Raw genomic sequence first — 17,503 nt, 5'->3', positions numbered from 1 at the left:
TCAATGAGCAGCCGCTGGGAAGGCATTGATGAATTCGTCGCCGTTGCCGAGTCGGGCCAGTTCACCGCTGCCGCTGAACGCCTGGGGGTTTCTTCGTCGCATATCAGCCGGCAGATCGCCCGACTGGAGGAGCGCCTGCAAACGCGCCTGCTTTATCGCAGTACTCGCCGGGTGACACTGAGCGAGGCCGGGCAGACTTTTCTGCAGCATTGCCAGCGCCTGCAGGATGGCCGCGAGGAAGCCTTGCGTGCCATGGGCGACCTGGCCAGCGAGCCCAAGGGCCTGCTGCGCATGACCTGTGCGGTGGCTTATGGCGAGCGTTTCATCGTGCCACTGGTAACGCGGTTCATGGCCTTGTACCCGCAGTTGCGGGTGGATGTGGAACTGAGCAACCACACCCTCGACCTGCTGCATGAAGGCATGGACCTGGCCATCCGCCTCGGCCGGCTGGCCGACTCGCGGCTGGTGGCCACGCGCCTGGCGCCACGGCGCATGCACCTGTGCGCCTCGCCGGCCTACCTGGAGCGTTATGGCAGGCCACACAGCCTGTCGGAACTGGCCCGGCACAATTGCCTGGTAGGCAGTTCGGACGTGTGGGCGCTGCAGCAGGACGGCCGCGAGATCAGCCAGCGGGTGCAAGGCAACTGGCGCTGTAACAGCGGGCAGGCGGTGCTGGATGCGGCGCTGCTGGGGATCGGCTTGTGCCAGTTGCCGGACTATTACGTGCTGGAGCACCTGCACAGCGGTGCGCTGGTGTCGCTGCTGGAAGGGCATCAACCGCCGAATACTGCGGTTTGGGCGCTGTATCCGCAGCAGCGGCATTTGTCGCCGAAGGTGAGGCGCCTGGTGGATTACCTGAAGGAAGGGTTGGCGGGGTTGCCGGAGTATCGGTTGGCCTGAAGGAAAGCTGGGGCCGCTCTGCGGCCCGATCGCGACACAAGGCCGCTCCTACATGAGACCGCGATCCCCTGTAGGAGCGGCCTTGTGTCGCGAAAGGACCGCGTAGCGGTCCCGGCGATTTCAGCGTCTACCAGACCAACGCTGACGCAACCACTCCAGGTCTTCCGGCCGGGTCACCTTGATGTTGTCGCTACGCCCTTCGACCAGCCGTGGCGCCTGACCGGACCATTCGATGGCCGATGCTTCATCGGTCACCCGCACATCCGACACCAGGCATTCAGCCAGTGCCCGGTGCAGGGCCCCAAGGCGGAACATCTGCGGCGTATAGGCCTGCCAGATGGTACTGCGGTCCACAGTAGCGCTGACCCGGCCCTTGCTGTCGGCACGCTTGAGCGTGTCACGCGCCGGCACGGCCAGCAGCCCCCCCACCGGGTCGTCCGCCAGTTCAGCCAACAACTTGTCCAGGTCGCTACGCGCCAGGTTCGGCCGCGCGGCATCGTGCACCAACACCCAGTCGCTGTCTGCCGCCCCTTGGGCATGCAGCAGCAACAAGGCGTTAAGTACCGAGTCGGCGCGCTCGCGCCCACCCGCCGCGCGCTGGATGCGCGGGTCGCTGGCGCAGCGCAGGCCGGGCCAGTACGGGTCGTCTTCGGCAATGCTGACCACCATGCCTTTTAGCGCCGGGTGGCCAAGAAAACAGTCGAGGCTGTGCTCGAGAAGGGTCTGCCCGGCCAGCTCCAGATACTGCTTGGGGCGGTCGGCAGCCATGCGGGCACCAACGCCCGCCGCAGGAATCACGGCCCAGAAGGCCGGCAAGGTATCGATCATTTCTGTGGCAACTGGAAGAGGGTTTCACCCTCTTTGACCATCCCCAATTCATGGCGAGCCCGCTCTTCAACGGTCTCCATGCCTTTTTTCAGCTCCAGCACTTCGGCATCGAGCACGCGATTGCGCTCGAGCAAGCGCTCGTTTTCGGCGTGCTGGTCAGCAATCTGCTGCTTCAGCTCGGTCACTTGCGCCAGGCTGCCGTTGCCCACCCACAGGCGGTACTGCAGGCCCCCCAGCAACAGGAGCAGAATAAGGAACACCCAATAGGGACTGCGCATCACGTTATCCAGGTTAAAAAGGCTGCCGTGCACATTTTACGGGGCCTCGAATAGCACGAAGCCTGGCCGAGGCCAGGCTTCGTTGACAGAAACCCGTTGGAATGTAGGAAAGTTCAGTAAGAACGTTCCTACAACTCCGGCTGCTGCCTTTTTACCATCTCTTGCTTAGCCGCGAAACTCGGCACGACCACGGTAAACCGCTTTGGCGCCCAGCTGCTCTTCGATACGCAGCAGCTGGTTGTACTTGGAAACGCGGTCGGAACGGCACAGCGAACCGGTCTTGATCTGGCCAGCAGCGGTACCCACGGCCAGGTCGGCAATGGTCGAGTCTTCGGTTTCACCGGAGCGGTGCGAGATCACTGCGGTGTAGCCGGCAGCCTTGGCCATCTGGATGGCTTCCAGGGTTTCGGTCAGCGAGCCGATCTGGTTGAACTTGATCAGGATCGAGTTACCGATGCCCTTCTCGATGCCTTCTTTGAGGATCTTGGTGTTGGTCACGAACAGGTCGTCGCCAACCAGCTGGACTTTTTCACCGATCTTGTCGGTGAGGATCTTCCAGCCAGCCCAGTCGGACTCGTCCAGGCCGTCTTCGATCGAGATGATCGGGAAGCGCTCGGTCAGGCCTTTCAGGTAGTCAGCGAAGCCTTCGGCGTCGAACGACTTGCCTTCGCCGGACAGGTTGTACTTGCCGTCTTCGTAGAATTCGGAAGCCGCGCAGTCCAAGGCCAGGGTCACGTCGGTGCCCAGCTTGTAGCCGGCTTTTTCAACGGCTTCGGCGATGGCGCCCAGGGCGTCTTCGTTGGAAGCCAGGTTCGGGGCAAAGCCACCTTCGTCACCAACGGCAGTGTTCAGGCCACGGGCCTTCAGCACGGCTTTGAGGTGGTGGAAGATTTCGGTACCCATGCGCAGGCCATCGGAGAAGGTCTTGGCGCCAACCGGCTGCACCATGAACTCCTGGATGTCGACGTTGTTGTCGGCGTGCTCGCCACCGTTGATGATGTTCATCATCGGCACGGGCATCGAGTACTGGCCCGGGGTGCCGTTCAGGTTGGCGATGTGTGCGTACAGCGGCAGGTCCTGATCCTGGGCAGCAGCCTTGGCGGCAGCCAGGGAAACAGCCAGGATGGCGTTGGCGCCCAGCTTGGCCTTGTTCTCGGTACCGTCCAGTTCGATCATGGCGCGGTCCAGGGCCTTCTGGTCGGAAGGGTCCTTGCCCAGCAGCAGCTCACGGATCGGGCCATTGATGTTGCCAACGGCCTTCAGCACGCCCTTGCCCATGTAACGGCTCTTGTCGCCATCACGCAGCTCCAGCGCTTCGCGCGAGCCGGTGGAAGCACCGGACGGCGCGCAAGCGCTGCCGATGATGCCGTTGTCGAGCAGTACATCGGCTTCCACGGTGGGGTTGCCACGCGAGTCGAGAACTTCACGACCTTTGATGTCGACGATTTTTGCCATTGTTGTAAGCACTCCAGAATTGACGAAAACAACGCAGCTTAGGGAATTCTTGCCTTTCACCAGGCAGGGACGCAGCAGGCAGGCCTGGCAAAAGCAACCCCTGACCGAGCGGTCAGGGGTAGATCGGGGCGTACTTTACCCGAGAAATGAGCCTTGCGCGGACTTAACCGTCGGAAAACTCATCAAAGACCTGAAATAATCAGGCCTTGTTCTTCTGGGCCAGGGCCGCCTTGACGAAGCCGCTGAACAGCGGGTGACCGTCACGCGGGGTGGAGGTGAACTCCGGGTGGAACTGGCAGGCGACGAACCATGGGTGGTCCTTGGACTCGACCACTTCGACCAGCGCGCCGTCTTCGGAACGGCCCGAGATTACCAGGCCAGCCTCAACCAGCTGCGGCAGCAGGTTGTTGTTGACCTCGTAACGGTGACGGTGACGCTCGGTGATCACATCCTTGCCGTAGCAGTCGTGCACCTTGGAACCGGCAGCCAGTTGGCAGTCCTGTGCGCCCAGGCGCATGGTGCCGCCCAGGTCGGAAGCCTCGTCGCGGGTTTCCACAGCACCGGTGGCATCGGCCCACTCGGTGATCAGGCCAACGACCGGGTGGCCGCTGTTGCGGTCGAACTCGGTGGAGTTGGCGTCTTTCCAGCCCACCACGTTGCGGGCGAATTCGATGACCGCGACCTGCATGCCCAGGCAGATACCCAGGTAGGGCACCTTGTTCTCACGGGCGTATTGCACCGCAGTGATCTTGCCTTCCACGCCACGCAGGCCGAAACCGCCTGGCACCAGGATGGCATCGGCGCCTTCGAGCAGGCTGGTGCCCTGGTTCTCGATGTCTTCCGAGTCGATGTAACGCAGGTTGACCTTGGTACGGTTGGTGATGCCGGCGTGGCTCATCGCTTCGATCAGCGACTTGTACGCATCCAGCAGCTCCATGTACTTGCCGACCATGGCGATGGTCACTTCCTGCTCAGGGTTGAGCTTGGCATCGACGACCTTGTCCCACTCGGACAGGTCGGCACCATTGCACTGCAGGCCGAAGCGCTCGACGACGAAGTCGTCCAGGCCCTGTGCATGCAGCACGCCCGGGATCTTGTAGATGGTGTCGACGTCTTCCAGCGAAATCACCGCACGCTCTTCAACGTTGGTGAACAGCGCGATCTTACGACGCGACGAGGCATCGACCGGGTGGTCGGAGCGGCAGATCAGCACGTCTGGCTGCAGGCCGATGGAGCGCAGCTCCTTGACCGAGTGCTGGGTCGGCTTGGTCTTGGTTTCGCCAGCGGTGGCGATGTACGGGACCAGGGTCAGGTGCATCAGCATGGCGCGCTTGGAGCCCACTTCGACACGCAGCTGGCGAATTGCCTCGAGGAACGGCTGCGACTCGATGTCACCCACGGTACCGCCGATTTCCACCAGGGCCACGTCGGCATCGCCGGCGCCCTTGATGATGCGACGCTTGATTTCGTCGGTGATGTGCGGGATGACCTGGATGGTCGCGCCCAGGTAATCACCACGGCGCTCCTTGCGCAGCACGTGCTCGTAGATACGGCCAGTGGTGAAGTTGTTGTTCTGGGTCATGGTGGTGCGGATGAACCGCTCGTAGTGGCCCAGGTCGAGGTCGGTCTCGGCACCATCGTGGGTGACGAACACTTCACCATGCTGGAACGGGCTCATGGTGCCCGGATCGACGTTGATGTACGGATCCAGCTTGAGCATGGTGACCTTCAGGCCCCGCGCTTCCAGGATGGCCGCCAGGGAAGCCGAGGCAATGCCTTTCCCCAATGAAGAAACAACACCGCCCGTGACGAATATGTAGCGCGTCATGAAAAACCCTAGAAGTCTGCGTTAAGGCGGCCAGCGCCGCCGGAGAAAGCGAAGGAAGGCCGAAGCCCCCGATCACCTGCGTCAATCACAGTGCATCTCGAAAAACTGCCGCGTCTGTACAGACCAGGGGTATCCCCGGCATGGAGCTCGCTCGTCATTTCCAGAATCAGCCCAGCAAAAAACTGCTTGGTAATCGGCAACTGCTGTGTTTTCGAGGAACCCACAGAAGTTGTATCAAGAAGGGAGGGTAGTCTACCGGAATGTACCCTTCAGCTCAAACCTTGCGCGTTCGTCGGTAACTGCCAATGTAGCTGGCAATCCGCCTGCACCAGGCCCGGCAGGTTGGCCACCGCCAGCAGGCGCTCGCCGTGATACAGCAGCGGCAGGCGCGCGCGCAGGAAATGCGGCACGTGCAGCTCATTGAGCAGGCGCTTGAGGTCGCGCCGGCCACGGCCGGCAAGCTCGACAATTTCGCCGCCCTGGCGGTAGGCAATGCGCAACCCGCCCAGCGGTGCTGCGCCATCAAGACGCACGGTACCGTTACCGGGCAGCGGCAAAGGCTGGGTGGGATCGACCCAGGCCAACTGACCAGCGGGCGGCTGCAGCCAGTCGCCACTCAACCACCAGATGCGCCCATGGCTGCGCAGCAGTTGCCCATCGGCCAAGCGCCAGACCGGCTGGGCATCGACGGCGGCATCGCGCAGGTCCGCCCAACCGGCCCAATGCCGGGTGTCGGGCAGGCGGGTGCGTTGGCTCAGCCAGTATTGCAGGGCATTGCGCTGACGGGCCGGCGACAGTGCCGTGAGCGTGGCCAGGTCGAGAGAATCCAGCCCAGCCCAAGCCACGGGTGCCCCCTCCTCCGCGAGCGCCAGGTCGTCTCGGGCAACTTCGTCCAGCAAGCCCAGCGCCTCGCCCAGGTGCCCTGCGGCACGGGCGAGGTTCTGGCTGGCCTGCGGCCAACGTTGCTGCAATTGCGGGAGCACTTCACCGCGCAAATAGTTACGGGCGAACTGTGTGTCAGCGTTTGACGGGTCTTCGATCCAGGCCAAGCCATGGGCCGCGCCGTACCCCTGCAGTTGCTGGCGGGAACAAGCCAGCAATGGTCTGACCAGGCTACCCTGCCCTAGCACCCGTTGCCCCGGCATCGCCGCCAGGCCACGCAGGCCGGCGCCACGTAGCAAACGAAACAGCAGGGTCTCGGCCTGGTCGTCGCGGTGCTGGCCGGTGAACAGGATGTCGCCTGGGCCGAGGGTTTGTTTGAAGGCGGCATAGCGGGCGTCACGGGCGGCCTGTTCGAGGCTGGCGCCGGGGGTGACCTGGACGTGGATGACCTGCAGTTGGATGCCGAGGTTGGCGCAGATGGCCTGGCAATGGGCGGGCCAGGCGTCGGCGGCGGTTTGCAGGCCGTGGTGGACGTGGATGGCGTGCAGCGGGGGGGCTGTGTGGTGGCGGGCGTAGTCGGCCAGCAGGTGCAGGAGGACGGTGGAGTCGAGGCCACCGGAGAAGGCGATGTACCAGGTGGGGGCGTTGAGCCAGGGGGTGAGGTTGATCATCTGTTCCTCACTTGGCTTGAGATGGCCGGGGGTGCTTTGCACCCCATTCGCCGGCAAGCCAGCTCCCACATTGTCCGCGTTGACGCTGACTCTTGTGGGCGCTGGCTTGCCGGCGAATGGGCCGCACAGCGGCCCCGTGGATGTATCAGAGGCCGTAGCTCATCAGGCGCTCGTAACGGCGGGCCAGCAGCGCGTCGTTGTCGAACTTGCCGAGCATGTCCAGTTGCTGCACCAGGTCGGCGCGGATGCTTTCCGACATCGTGGCCGGGTCACGGTGGGCGCCGCCCAGCGGCTCCTGGATGACCTTGTCGACGATGTTCAGGCTCTTCAGGCGCTCGGCGGTGATGCCCATGGCTTCGGCCGCGTCAGCCGCCTTGTCGGCCGTCTTCCACAGGATCGAAGCACAGCCTTCCGGCGAGATCACCGAGTAGGTCGAATACTGCAGCATGTTCAGCTGGTCGCACACGCCGATGGCCAGCGCACCGCCGGAACCACCCTCACCGATCACGGTGGCGATGATCGGGGTTTTCAGGCGCGCCATCACACGCAGGTTCCAGGCAATCGCCTCGCTCTGGTTGCGCTCTTCGGCGTCGATACCCGGGTAGGCGCCCGGGGTATCGATGAAGGTCAGGATCGGCATCTTGAAGCGCTCGGCCATTTCCATCAGGCGGCAGGCCTTGCGGTAGCCTTCAGGGCGCGGCATACCGAAGTTGCGGCGTACCTTTTCGCGCACTTCGCGGCCCTTCTGGTGGCCGATGACCATGACCGCCTTGCCGTCCAGGCGTGCGGTACCGCCCACGATGGCGGCGTCGTCAGAGAAGTGGCGGTCGCCGTGCAGCTCTTCGAACTCGGTGAAGATGTGCTCCAGGTAGTCCAGGGTGTAAGGACGACGTGGGTGGCGGGCCAGACGGGCGATCTGCCAGCTGGTCAGGTTGCCGAAGATGCTTTCGGTCAGGGTGTTGCTCTTGTCTTGCAGACGGGCAATTTCATCGCTGATGTTCAGCGAATTGTCGTTGCCCACCAGGCGCAGGCCTTCGATCTTGGCTTGCAGGTCGGCAATCGGCTGTTCGAAATCGAGAAAATTCGGGTTCATAGTCATCCGTCTTGGGTCTACGGCCAGGCGGCCGGCCGGTTGATCCGTTTGGCGCCCTACCTTAAGGGATCAGGCGCATTCAGGTCGAGATTAAATTTTTGTCGGTTCAACGATATTGCAGGAAGACGTTCTCACGCCCGAACTGGTCACGCAGCGCCTGAATCAACCCGTCCGCCGGGTCGATCGCCCACTGCTCACCGAACTGCAGCATGGCCTTGGCGTCGCTGCCGGTGTACTCCAGGGTGATCGGGCACGCACCGCGATGGCGGGTGATCAGCTCACCCAGCCACTTGAGACGGTCGCCCTTCAGCGCTTCGTGCGCCACCTTCAGGCGCAGGCTCTCGGCCAGCTTGGTGCGTGCGTCCTCCATGGTCATTACCTGCTTCACCCGCAGGCGCAGGCCACCGGAGAAGTCGTCATTGCTGACTTCGCCCTCGACCACCACCATGGCGTCGTTCTGCAGCAAGGACTGTGCCGCGATGTAGGCGTCGGCAAACAGCGATGCCTCGATACGCCCGGAGCGGTCATCCAGGGTGACAAAGCCCATCTTGTCGCCCTTCTTGTTCTTCATTACCCGCAGGGCAATGATCATGCCGGCGATGGTCTGGGTTTCGCGTGACGGCTTTAGGTCGATGATGCGCTGGCGGGCAAAGCGGCGGATCTCGGTCTCGTACTCGTCGATCGGGTGACCGGTGAGGTACAGGCCCAAGGTGTCCTTTTCGCCCTTCAGGCGCTCCTTCAGGGTCAGCTCGCGCACCTTGCGGTGGTTGGCGTAAACATCCACATCCACGGCGTCGAACATGCTACCGAACAGGTCGACGTGGCCGCTATCAGCGGTATGCGCGGCCTGCTCGGCGGCCTTGATGGCTTCGCCCAGCGCCGAGAGCAGGGTCGCCCGGTTGATGTCGATGTTGGCCTGGTAGGCCTTGATCTCATCATGGAAGTGCGGGCCCAGGCGGTCCAGCGCGCCGCTGCGCACCAGCGCATCGAGGGTACGCTTGTTGACCCGTTTGAGATCGATGCGCTCACAGAAGTCGAACAGGTCCTTGAACGGGCCGCCCTGGGCGCGGGCCTCGACAATTGCCTCGACCGGGCCTTCACCGACGCCCTTGATGGCGCCCAGGCCGTAGACGATCCGGCCGTCGTTGTTGACAGTGAACTTGAAGTCGGAGAAGTTCACGTCCGGCGCGTCGAGGCGCAGCTTCATGCTGCGCACTTCCTCGACCAGCACCACCACCTTGTCGGTGTTGTGCATGTCCGCCGACAGTACCGCCGCCATGAACGGCGCCGGGTAGTGGGTTTTCAGCCAGGCGGTCTGGTACGACACCAGGCCGTAGGCGGCGGAGTGGGATTTGTTGAAGCCGTAACCGGCGAACTTTTCTACCAGGTCGAAGATGTTACCGGCCAGGTCCGCATCGATATTGTTGGCAACGCAACCTTCGATGAAACCACCGCGCTGCTTGGCCATTTCCTCGGGTTTTTTCTTACCCATTGCCCGGCGCAGCATGTCGGCGCCGCCCAGGGTATAGCCGGCCATGACCTGGGCAATCTGCATCACCTGTTCCTGGTACAGGATGATGCCGTAGGTCGGTGCCAGTACCGGCTTGAGGCCTTCGTACTGGTAGTCGGCATGCGGGTAGGCCAGTTCGGCGCGGCCGTGCTTGCGGTTGATGAAGTCGTCCACCATGCCCGATTGCAGCGGGCCCGGGCGGAACAATGCCACCAGTGCGATGAGGTCTTCCAGGCAGTCGGGCTTGAGCTTCTTGATCAGCTCCTTCATGCCGCGCGATTCAAGCTGGAAAACTGCCGTGGTTTCGGCCTTCTGCAGCAGCTCGTAGGTCTTGCGGTCGTCCAGCGGGATGAAGTCGATGTTCAGGTCGGGCAGGTTTTGCTTGGCCTGCTCGCGGTTGATGATCTCCATCGCCCACTTGATGATGGTCAGGGTACGCAGGCCAAGGAAGTCGAACTTCACCAGGCCGGCGGCCTCGACGTCGTCCTTGTCGAACTGGGTTACCAGGCCGCCGCCTTCTTCGTCACAGGCGATCGGCGAAAAGTCGGTGAGCTTGGTCGGGGCGATGACCACACCACCGGCGTGCTTGCCGGTACCCCGGGTCACGCCTTCCAGCTTCAGGGCCATGTCCCAGATTTCACGGGCGTCTTCATCGCCTTTAAGGAAGTCGCGCAGGATTTCTTCCTGCTCGTAAGCCTTCTCCAGGGTCATGCCCACTTCAAACGGGATCATCTTCGACAGGCGGTCAGCCAAGCCGTAGGACTTGCCCTGCACCCGCGCCACGTCACGCACCACCGCCTTCGCAGCCATGGTACCGAAGGTGATGATCTGGCTGACCGCGTTGCGGCCATAAGCCTCGGCCACGTAGTCGATCACCCGGTCACGGCCGTCCATGCAGAAGTCGACGTCGAAGTCGGGCATGGATACCCGTTCAGGGTTGAGGAAGCGCTCGAACAGCAGGTCATAGGCCAGCGGGTCGAGGTCGGTGATCTTCAGGACGTAGGCCACCAGCGAGCCGGCACCCGAACCTCGGCCCGGGCCTACCGGCACGTCGTTGTTCTTGGCCCACTTGATAAAGTCCATAACGATCAGGAAGTAACCGGGGAAGCCCATCTGGATGATGATGTCCAGCTCGAACTTCAGGCGGTCCAGATATACCTGACGCTTTTCTTCGTAGTTGGGTGTGGTGTCTTTCGGCCACAGCACCGCCAAGCGCTCTTCCAGGCCTTCGTGGGACACATGCCGCAGGTAATCGTCGATGCCCATGCCGTTGGGCGTGGGGAAGTCGGGCAGGAAGTACTTGCCCAGCTGTACCTGGATGTTGCAACGCTTGGCGATCTCGACGGTGTTGGCAATGGCATCGGGCAGGTCGCTGAACAGCTCGGCCATTTCCTCGGCCGACTTCAGGTACTGTTGGTCGCTGTAGCCACGCGGGCGGCGCGGGTCGTCGAGGGTCCAACCTTCACCAATGCACACGCGGGTTTCGTGGGCGTCGAAGTCGGCCTGCTTGAGGAAGCGCACATCGTTGGTGGCTACCAGTGGCGCGCCAAACTTGTCGGCCAGGGCCACGGCAGCGTGCACGTACTCCTCGTCGCGGGCGCGGTTGGTGCGCTGCACTTCGACGTAGAAGCGCTCGGGGAACATGCCCATCCAGTCTTGCAACAGCGCTGCCGCTTCATCGTCACGCCCCGACAGCAGGGCCATGCCAATATCGCCCTCTTTACCGGCAGACAGGGCAATCAGGCCCTCGCTGGCAGGCGCAATCCATTCACGCTGCAGGATCACCAGGCCGTTGCGTTGGCCGTCGGTCCAACCACGCGAAATCAGTTCGGTGAGGTTGCGGTAGCCCTGGGGGTCCATGGCCAAGAAGCAGATTCGCGACAGCGGCGCTTCCGGGTCGGCACCGGCCAGCCACAGGTCGGCACCGCAGATCGGCTTGATGCCGGCGCCCATGGCGGTCTTGTAGAACTTGACCAGCGAGCACATGTTGCTCTGGTCGGTGATGGCCACCGCCGGCATGTTCATCCCGGCCAGCGCCTTGGCCAGCGGTTTGATCCGCACCAGGCCGTCGACCAGCGAGAATTCGGAGTGGACGCGCAGGTGAACGAAGGGAACCGACATGGAAGATCCTGTAGCAGTGCTGAACGACAAGGGCGGGATTGTAGCTTAAATGAGGGGGGACTTTGGGGCTGCTTTGCAGCCCAATCGCCGGCAAGCCAGCTCCCACAAGGACCGCGCAGGCGTCAGGGACAGTAGGGACCCTGTGGGAGCTGGCTTGCCGGCGATTGGGCCGCAAAGCGGCCCCGGGGATTCAGATCAGGGACTCGATGACACCTTCACGTGCTTCCCAGGCCGCCCGCACCGGGGCGAAGGAACGCCGATGAATGGGCGTAGGCCCAAGCCGCGCCAGTGCCTCAAGGTGCACCGGCGTCGGGTAACCCTTGTGCCCACCCATGCCATACCCCGGGTAGATCAGCTCGAAAGCGCTCATCTCGCGGTCACGGGTTACCTTGGCCAGGATCGAAGCGGCTGCAATGGCCGGCACTTGGCTATCCCCTTTGACCACCGGCGCTGCCGGTACCGCCAGTTTCGGGCAGCGGTTACCGTCTATCAGGGCCAGCTTTGGCGTAACGTGCAGGCCTTCGACCGCGCGCTGCATGGCCAGCATGGTGGCCTGCAGGATGTTCAGGCGGTCGATTTCATCAACCTCGGCGCGGGCGATGCAGAAGCTCAGGGCCTTTTCGCAGATCTCGTCGAACAAGGCCTCACGCTTGGCTTCAGTGAGTTTTTTCGAGTCGTTCAGGCCGAGGATTGGCCGCGCCGGGTCCAGGATTACCGCCGCCGTCACCACCGCGCCGCACAGCGGGCCACGGCCCACTTCGTCGACACCGGCGACCAGGTCTTCGACCAGGTTGAAGTCCAGTCCAATTTGCATGTCAGCGGTCCTTGAGCAGCGCCAGTACCGCCTCGGCCGCCTGGTTGGAGGCGTCGCGGCGCAGGGTGCGGTGAATTTCGTCGAAACGCTCGGTTTGCTGGCTACCATCACGCACCAGCGGTGCCAGGGTATTGGCCAAGGCTTCGCTGGTGGCGTCGTCCTGCAGCAGCTCGGGCACCAGTTCACGCTGGGCCAGCAGGTTCGGCAACGATACGTAGGGGCTTTTTACCAGGCGTTTGAGAATCCAGTAGGTCAGCGGCGCCAGGCGGTAGGCCACCACCATCGGCCGCTTGTACAGCAACGCTTCGAGGGTGGCGGTACCCGAGGCGATCAACACCGCGTCACAGGCTGCCAGCGCCTGGTGCGACTGGCCATCGAGCAGGGTCAGCGGCAATTGCCGGCCTTCGAGCATCTGTTCAACCTGGGCGCGCCGCGCAGCGTTGGCGCAGGGCAGCACGAAGCGCACGCCCGGCACCTGCTGGCTCAAACGCTCGGCAGCATCGAGGAACAACGCACCCAGGCGCCCTACTTCGCCACCCCGGCTGCCCGGCATCAGTGCCACCACCGGCCCTTCGCCAAGCCCCAGCGCGGCACGCGCGCTCGGGCGGTCAGCTTGCAGCGGGATGGTGTCAGCCAGCGGGTGGCCGACAAAACGCACCGGCACGCCTTGCTCTTCATAGAACCGCGCCTCGAACGGCAGCAGTGTCAGCATCAGGTCGCAGCCTTCACGAATCTTCAGCACACGCTTCTGCCGCCAGGCCCAGACCGACGGGCTGACGTAATGCACGGTCTTGATCCCCGCCTGGCGCAGTTTCAGCTCGATGTTGAGGGTAAAGTCAGGGGCGTCGATACCGATGAATACATCCGGCTTTTCGTCGATCAGGGTCTGGATCAGCAACTTGCGCCGCTTGAGCAGTTCGCGCAGGCGACCCAGCACTTCGACCAGGCCCATGACCGCCAGGCGTTCCATCGGGAAATAAGAGTGCAGGCCTTCGGCTTCCATCAGGGGGCCGCCAACGCCGATAAACCGTACATCAGGGTGGCGTGCCTTGAGGGCACGCATCAAACCTGAACCCAGAATGTCGCCGCTGGCCTCACCGGCGACCAGCGCTACGCAAAGCTGGGCCATATCAGCGGGTAATGCCGCGTGCAGAGTTCACGATCGACTGGCGGAACAGCTCGACCTCAGGGTGTTGCGCGGCAGGCTCGGCCAGTTCCTTGAGCGCGTCTTCGACGGTCAGGCCCTGACGATAGACAATCTTGTAGCAACGGCGCAGCACATGGATCACCTCGTCGCTGAAACCGCGGCGGCGCATGCCTTCGAAGTTCATGCTGCGGGCTTCGGCCGGGCTACCGAACACGGTAACGAACGCCGGAACATCCTTGCCGATAGCCGTGCCCATACCGGAAAACGCGTGAGCACCGATATGGCAATACTGGTGCACCAGGGTATAACCGGAGAGGATTGCCCAGTCACCCACATGCACATGGCCGGCCAATGCGGTGTTGTTGACCAGGATGCAGTGGTCGCCGATGACGCTGTCGTGGCCGATGTGGGCATAGGCCATGATCAGGTTATGGTCGCCCACGGTGGTTTCGGCGCGGTCCTGAACGGTTCCGCGGTGAATGGTCACCCCTTCACGGATCACATTGTGGTCGCCAATCACCAGGCGTGTTGGCTCACCCTTGTACTTGAGGTCAGGGGTGTCTTCGCCAATCGAGGAAAACTGAAAGATGCGGTTGTGCTTGCCGATACGGGTCGGCCCCTTGAGCACAACATGCGGGCCGATGACGGTGCCCTCCCCGACCTCTACATCAGGGCCAACGATCGACCAAGGGCCGACCTCGACGCCATCGGCTAGCTTGGCCGACGGATCGATAATGGCCCGAGGATCAATCGAATTCATAGGGTCTGTTCCGCGCAGGTGATTTCTGCCGAGCACACCGGCTTGCCGTCCACCAGGGCGCGGCATTCAAACTTCCATACCATGCGTTTGCGGCTGAGGAACTTGGCTTCCAGCACCAACTGGTCACCCGGCAGTACCGGCTGACGGAAACGCAGCTTGTCGGAACCGACGAAGTAATACAGGGTGCCATCGGCCGGCTTGGCATCAAGAATTTTGAAACCAAGAATACCGGCCGCCTGGGCCATGGCTTCGATGATCAGGACGCCCGGCATGATTGGATGACCCGGGAAGTGGCCATTGAAGAACGGCTCATTGATGCTGACATTCTTGTAGGCACGAATGCTCTGGGCCTCGAAGTCCAGATCCGTCACACGGTCCACCAGCAGGAACGGGTAACGGTGAGGCAGGTATTCGCGAATCTCGTTGATGTCCATCATTTCGGGGGGAAGCCTGTAATAAGAATAGGGAGCGCAGGTGCTGACCGTACGCTCCTTTTGCAATCCAAAGAGGAGCCAGCTAGCGACTGTTCACTCTTGCTCAGGGAATGGTATCAGCCTTCTGATGTCGGCAGGCCACCTGAGGTCACGGTATCGACGCGTTTTTCCAGCTGCTGAAGGCGCTTGGCCATGTCATCGAGCTGGCGAATGCGCGCAGCGCTCTTGCGCCAGTCAGCCAACGGCTGCATGGCTGTGCCGGATGAATAGGAACCGGGTTCGGTGATCGAACGGGTTACCATGGTCATGCCGGAAATAAATACGTTGTCGCAAACATCAATATGCCCCACCAGGCCCACGCCGCCGGCCAGCATGCAGTGCTTGCCGATGCGTGTACTGCCCGAGATGCCCACGCAAGCGGCCATGGCGGTGTGGTCACCGATCTGAACGTTGTGGGCGATCTGGATCTGGTTGTCGAGCTTGACCCCGTCGCCAATCCGCGTGTCGGACAGCGCACCACGGTCAACAGCTGTATTGACGCCGATTTCCACGTCATCACCAATGGTGACGCCGCCAATCTGGGCGATCTTGCGCCAGATGCCCTTCTCGTTGGCAAAACCGAAGCCTTCGCCACCGATCACCGCACCCGACTGTATGACCACACGCTTGCCAATGGTGACGTCGTGATACAACGTCACCCGCGGCGCCAGCCAGCCGCCCTCACCGACAACGCAACGCGCACCGATGAAGCACTGTGCGCCGATACTGACGCCTGCCTCGATGCGCGCACCGCTTTCGATAACCGCGAACGGCCCGATACTGGCGCTGGCGTCCACCTGCGCGTCCTCAGCCACCACGGCGCTGGGATGGATTCCCGCCACAGCCTTGGGTTTGGGGTCGAACAGATGGGAAATACGCGCATACGCCTGGTACGGGTCGGCCACGATCAGGGCATTGCCGGCGAAGCTTTCGGCATCCGCAGCCTTGAGCAATACCGCACCCGCCTGGCAGTTATCCAGGTATTTGCGGTACTGCGGGTTGGCGAGGAAGCTCAACTGACCGGGGCCAGCCTCTTGCAAGGTGGCCAGCCCGGTAATCTGCAGCGCCTCGGGCCCCTTGAGGGTAGCGCCGAGGGCCTCGGCCAACTGGCCTAACGTCATGGTCACACTCATATCAACGGGCTTGGTTCATGCGCTCGATGACCTGGCGGGTGATGTCGTACTGAGGTTTGACATCGATGACCGCGCCACGCTCGAGGACCAGGTCGAAACCGCCCTTCTTGATCACTTCTTCGACAGCGCCATCCAGCTTCGGCTTCAGTTGCTTGAGCATGTCACGGTCAGCAACGGCCTTGGCTTCGTTCAGCTCCTTGGACTGGAACTGGAAGTCACGGGCCTTTTGCTTGAACTCGAGCTCCAGGCGCTCACGCTCCTGCTGCTGCATTTTGTCGCCGCCCTTGATCAGGCGGTCCTGGATGCCCTTGGCGCTGCTTTCCAGGCTTTTCAGCTTGGTCAACTGCGGGCCGAATTTTTTCTCGGCATCGACCGCGTACTTCTTGGCGGCATCCGATTCAAGCAGGGCCATCTGATAGTTCAGGACGGCAACCTTCATTTCGGCGAAAGCCGGGGTGGCGACCAGCGCCGCGGCCACTACGGCCAGTTGAGCCAATTTACGCACGATGCACTCCTGGATAAACCGTTGTCATTAAGCAGGGGCCGACCTTAGAAGGTCTGGCCCAGAGAGAATTGGAACACCTGGGTATCGGCATCGTCCGGCTTCTTGACCGGCATTGCCAGGCTGAAGCTCAGCGGGCCCAGTGCGGTAATCCAGGTCACGCCCAGACCGACCGAGCTGGCCATGCCAGAGAAGCCGACCTTTTCGCAATCAGGCTTGTTGCCGCAGTTGGTGTCGAACACGTTACCCACGTCCCAGAACACGGAGGTGCGCAGCGAGCGCTGGTCCTTGACGAACGGCAGCGGGAACAACAGCTCGACACCACCCTGGACCAACACGTTACCACCGAACGGCAGCGGATCCTGGTCCGGGTCGGCGATGGTTCCGGGCTTGCCACCCGGGTTGCCTTCACCACGGCTCGGGGTACTGCGTGGGCCCAGGCTGCTGTCCTTGAAGCCACGCACGGAGTTGAAGCCACCTGCGAAGTAGTTCTCGTAGAACGGCAGGCCAGAGGTGCTGCCGTAACCATCACCATAGCCCAGCTCAGTGTGCAGGCGCAGGGTGTAATCGTTGTTGATCGGCTGGAACAGCTGACCACGGTAGTCGAGCTTGAAGAACGACAGGTCGCTACCCGGAATGGTCGACTCCAGGGTCAGGCTTTGCGAGTGACCACGGGTCGCCAGCACACCCTTGTTCAGGGTCGACTCGGACCAGCCGATCGAGGCCTTGAAGTTGAGGAAGTTGTCGCCTTCCTGGTCGAGGAAGTCGAAGATCTCGTCAACGGTGTACTTGCCGGTCTTGATCTTGTCCTGCTGCACGCTCAGGCCGTAGGTCAGGCGCGAGGTTTCGCTGATCGGGTAACCCAGGCTCACGCCGGCACCGTAGCTGTCGACCGCATAGCTGGCCACGTCGACGTCGAGGTCGTCGTAGTCGGTGCTGCGGTAGAAGGCGTTGTAGCCCAGGCTCACGCCGTCGGCAGTGAAGTAGGGGTCCACGAAGCCGAAGTTGTAGCGGGTCTGGTATTCCGAACGGGTCAGGCCGACCGACACCTTGTTACCGGTACCGAGGAAGTTGCTCTGGCTGATCGAACCACCCAGGATCAGGCCGG

Annotated in this window: 15 protein-coding genes; 1 reads left to right on the top strand and 14 read right to left on the bottom strand. The window is 62.4% G+C overall.

Annotation, left to right across the window (positions count from 1 at the left end; all coding sequences use genetic code 11):
• The first annotated feature begins 3 nt into the window (after positions 1–3).
• Positions 4–900 (top strand): LysR substrate-binding domain-containing protein, encoded by an 897-nt coding sequence (locus ACI2KG_RS23770; protein ID WP_404663513.1) that lies wholly within the window; start codon positions 4–6, stop codon positions 898–900.
• Between the two features lie 120 nt (positions 901–1,020).
• Here the strand turns inward: ACI2KG_RS23770 and ispD are convergent, their stop codons facing one another.
• From ispD to bamA, 14 genes are all read right to left on the bottom strand, one after another.
• On the bottom strand, positions 1,021–1,728 hold the full coding sequence (gene ispD / locus ACI2KG_RS23765; protein WP_404663512.1) for a 2-C-methyl-D-erythritol 4-phosphate cytidylyltransferase: 708 nt from the start codon (positions 1,726–1,728) through the stop codon (positions 1,021–1,023).
• Entirely contained in the window at positions 1,725–2,006 is a 282-nt protein-coding gene (gene ftsB / locus ACI2KG_RS23760; protein ID WP_201203038.1) for a cell division protein FtsB, read from the bottom strand. The genes ispD and ftsB overlap by 4 nt, the downstream gene beginning before the upstream one ends.
• Before the next feature lie 165 nt (positions 2,007–2,171).
• Positions 2,172–3,461, bottom strand: coding sequence for a phosphopyruvate hydratase (gene eno, locus ACI2KG_RS23755; RefSeq protein ID WP_404663511.1), 1,290 nt, complete (start codon positions 3,459–3,461; stop codon positions 2,172–2,174).
• Between the two features lie 199 nt (positions 3,462–3,660).
• Complete coding sequence (locus tag ACI2KG_RS23750; protein WP_400622006.1) at positions 3,661–5,289, bottom strand: CTP synthase; 1,629 nt, start codon at positions 5,287–5,289, stop codon at positions 3,661–3,663.
• A 269-nt stretch (positions 5,290–5,558) separates the two neighbouring features.
• Positions 5,559–6,842, bottom strand: a complete 1,284-nt coding sequence (tilS, locus tag ACI2KG_RS23745; RefSeq protein WP_404663510.1) for a tRNA lysidine(34) synthetase TilS — start codon at positions 6,840–6,842, stop codon at positions 5,559–5,561.
• Positions 6,843–6,987: 145 nt separating this feature from the next.
• Complete coding sequence (locus ACI2KG_RS23740; RefSeq protein WP_404663509.1) at positions 6,988–7,935, bottom strand: acetyl-CoA carboxylase carboxyltransferase subunit alpha; 948 nt, start codon at positions 7,933–7,935, stop codon at positions 6,988–6,990.
• A 106-nt stretch (positions 7,936–8,041) separates the two neighbouring features.
• The gene (dnaE, locus tag ACI2KG_RS23735; protein ID WP_400622014.1) at positions 8,042–11,566 is read right to left on the bottom strand and encodes a DNA polymerase III subunit alpha; all 3,525 of its coding nucleotides are present in this window, start codon (positions 11,564–11,566) and stop codon (positions 8,042–8,044) included.
• Between the two features lie 190 nt (positions 11,567–11,756).
• Positions 11,757–12,380 carry a ribonuclease HII gene (gene rnhB, locus ACI2KG_RS23730; RefSeq protein ID WP_404663508.1) on the bottom strand — a complete coding sequence of 208 codons (624 nt, stop codon included), beginning with the start codon at positions 12,378–12,380 and terminating at the stop codon, positions 11,757–11,759.
• A gap of 1 nt (position 12,381) precedes the next feature.
• On the bottom strand, positions 12,382–13,509 hold the full coding sequence (gene lpxB / locus ACI2KG_RS23725) for a lipid-A-disaccharide synthase (RefSeq protein ID WP_404663507.1): 1,128 nt from the start codon (positions 13,507–13,509) through the stop codon (positions 12,382–12,384).
• A 1-nt stretch (position 13,510) separates the two neighbouring features.
• Entirely contained in the window at positions 13,511–14,287 is a 777-nt protein-coding gene (gene lpxA, locus ACI2KG_RS23720) for an acyl-ACP--UDP-N-acetylglucosamine O-acyltransferase (protein ID WP_404663506.1), read from the bottom strand.
• The gene (gene fabZ, locus ACI2KG_RS23715; protein WP_201203065.1) at positions 14,284–14,724 is read right to left on the bottom strand and encodes a 3-hydroxyacyl-ACP dehydratase FabZ; all 441 of its coding nucleotides are present in this window, start codon (positions 14,722–14,724) and stop codon (positions 14,284–14,286) included. The genes lpxA and fabZ overlap by 4 nt, the downstream gene beginning before the upstream one ends.
• A gap of 113 nt (positions 14,725–14,837) precedes the next feature.
• Positions 14,838–15,893: a UDP-3-O-(3-hydroxymyristoyl)glucosamine N-acyltransferase gene (lpxD, locus tag ACI2KG_RS23710; RefSeq protein WP_404663505.1), complete on the bottom strand. Its 1,056-nt coding sequence runs from the start codon at positions 15,891–15,893 to the stop codon at positions 14,838–14,840.
• A 1-nt stretch (position 15,894) separates the two neighbouring features.
• Positions 15,895–16,398 (bottom strand): OmpH family outer membrane protein, encoded by a 504-nt coding sequence (locus ACI2KG_RS23705; RefSeq protein ID WP_012270843.1) that lies wholly within the window; start codon positions 16,396–16,398, stop codon positions 15,895–15,897.
• A 44-nt stretch (positions 16,399–16,442) separates the two neighbouring features.
• On the bottom strand, positions 16,443–17,503 hold a 1,061-nt coding region (gene bamA, locus ACI2KG_RS23700; protein WP_404663504.1), incomplete at its 5' end, for an outer membrane protein assembly factor BamA.

This window comes from Pseudomonas sp. NPDC089407 (genome assembly GCF_044900445.1).
In the GTDB taxonomy this organism is placed as follows: domain Bacteria; phylum Pseudomonadota; class Gammaproteobacteria; order Pseudomonadales; family Pseudomonadaceae; genus Aquipseudomonas.
The sequence above is the reverse complement of the archived record's forward strand: the minus strand, read 5'-3'. Positions and strand labels throughout refer to the sequence as shown.

Bases quoted from the DNA above. Each gene is read 5' to 3' on its own strand.
- ACI2KG_RS23770 (WP_404663513.1), top strand. From the start codon at position 4: ATGAGCAGCCGCTGGGAAGGCATTGATGAATTCGTCGCCGTTGCCGAG.
- ispD (WP_404663512.1), bottom strand. From the start codon at position 1,728: ATGATCGATACCTTGCCGGCCTTCTGGGCCGTGATTCCTGCGGCGGGC.
- ftsB (WP_201203038.1), bottom strand. From the start codon at position 2,006: ATGCGCAGTCCCTATTGGGTGTTCCTTATTCTGCTCCTGTTGCTGGGG.
- eno (WP_404663511.1), bottom strand. From the start codon at position 3,461: ATGGCAAAAATCGTCGACATCAAAGGTCGTGAAGTTCTCGACTCGCGT.
- ACI2KG_RS23750 (WP_400622006.1), bottom strand. From the start codon at position 5,289: ATGACGCGCTACATATTCGTCACGGGCGGTGTTGTTTCTTCATTGGGG.
- tilS (WP_404663510.1), bottom strand. From the start codon at position 6,842: ATGATCAACCTCACCCCCTGGCTCAACGCCCCCACCTGGTACATCGCC.
- ACI2KG_RS23740 (WP_404663509.1), bottom strand. From the start codon at position 7,935: ATGAACCCGAATTTTCTCGATTTCGAACAGCCGATTGCCGACCTGCAA.
- dnaE (WP_400622014.1), bottom strand. From the start codon at position 11,566: ATGTCGGTTCCCTTCGTTCACCTGCGCGTCCACTCCGAATTCTCGCTG.
- rnhB (WP_404663508.1), bottom strand. From the start codon at position 12,380: ATGCAAATTGGACTGGACTTCAACCTGGTCGAAGACCTGGTCGCCGGT.
- lpxB (WP_404663507.1), bottom strand. From the start codon at position 13,509: ATGGCCCAGCTTTGCGTAGCGCTGGTCGCCGGTGAGGCCAGCGGCGAC.
- lpxA (WP_404663506.1), bottom strand. From the start codon at position 14,287: ATGAATTCGATTGATCCTCGGGCCATTATCGATCCGTCGGCCAAGCTA.
- fabZ (WP_201203065.1), bottom strand. From the start codon at position 14,724: ATGATGGACATCAACGAGATTCGCGAATACCTGCCTCACCGTTACCCG.
- lpxD (WP_404663505.1), bottom strand. From the start codon at position 15,893: ATGAGTGTGACCATGACGTTAGGCCAGTTGGCCGAGGCCCTCGGCGCT.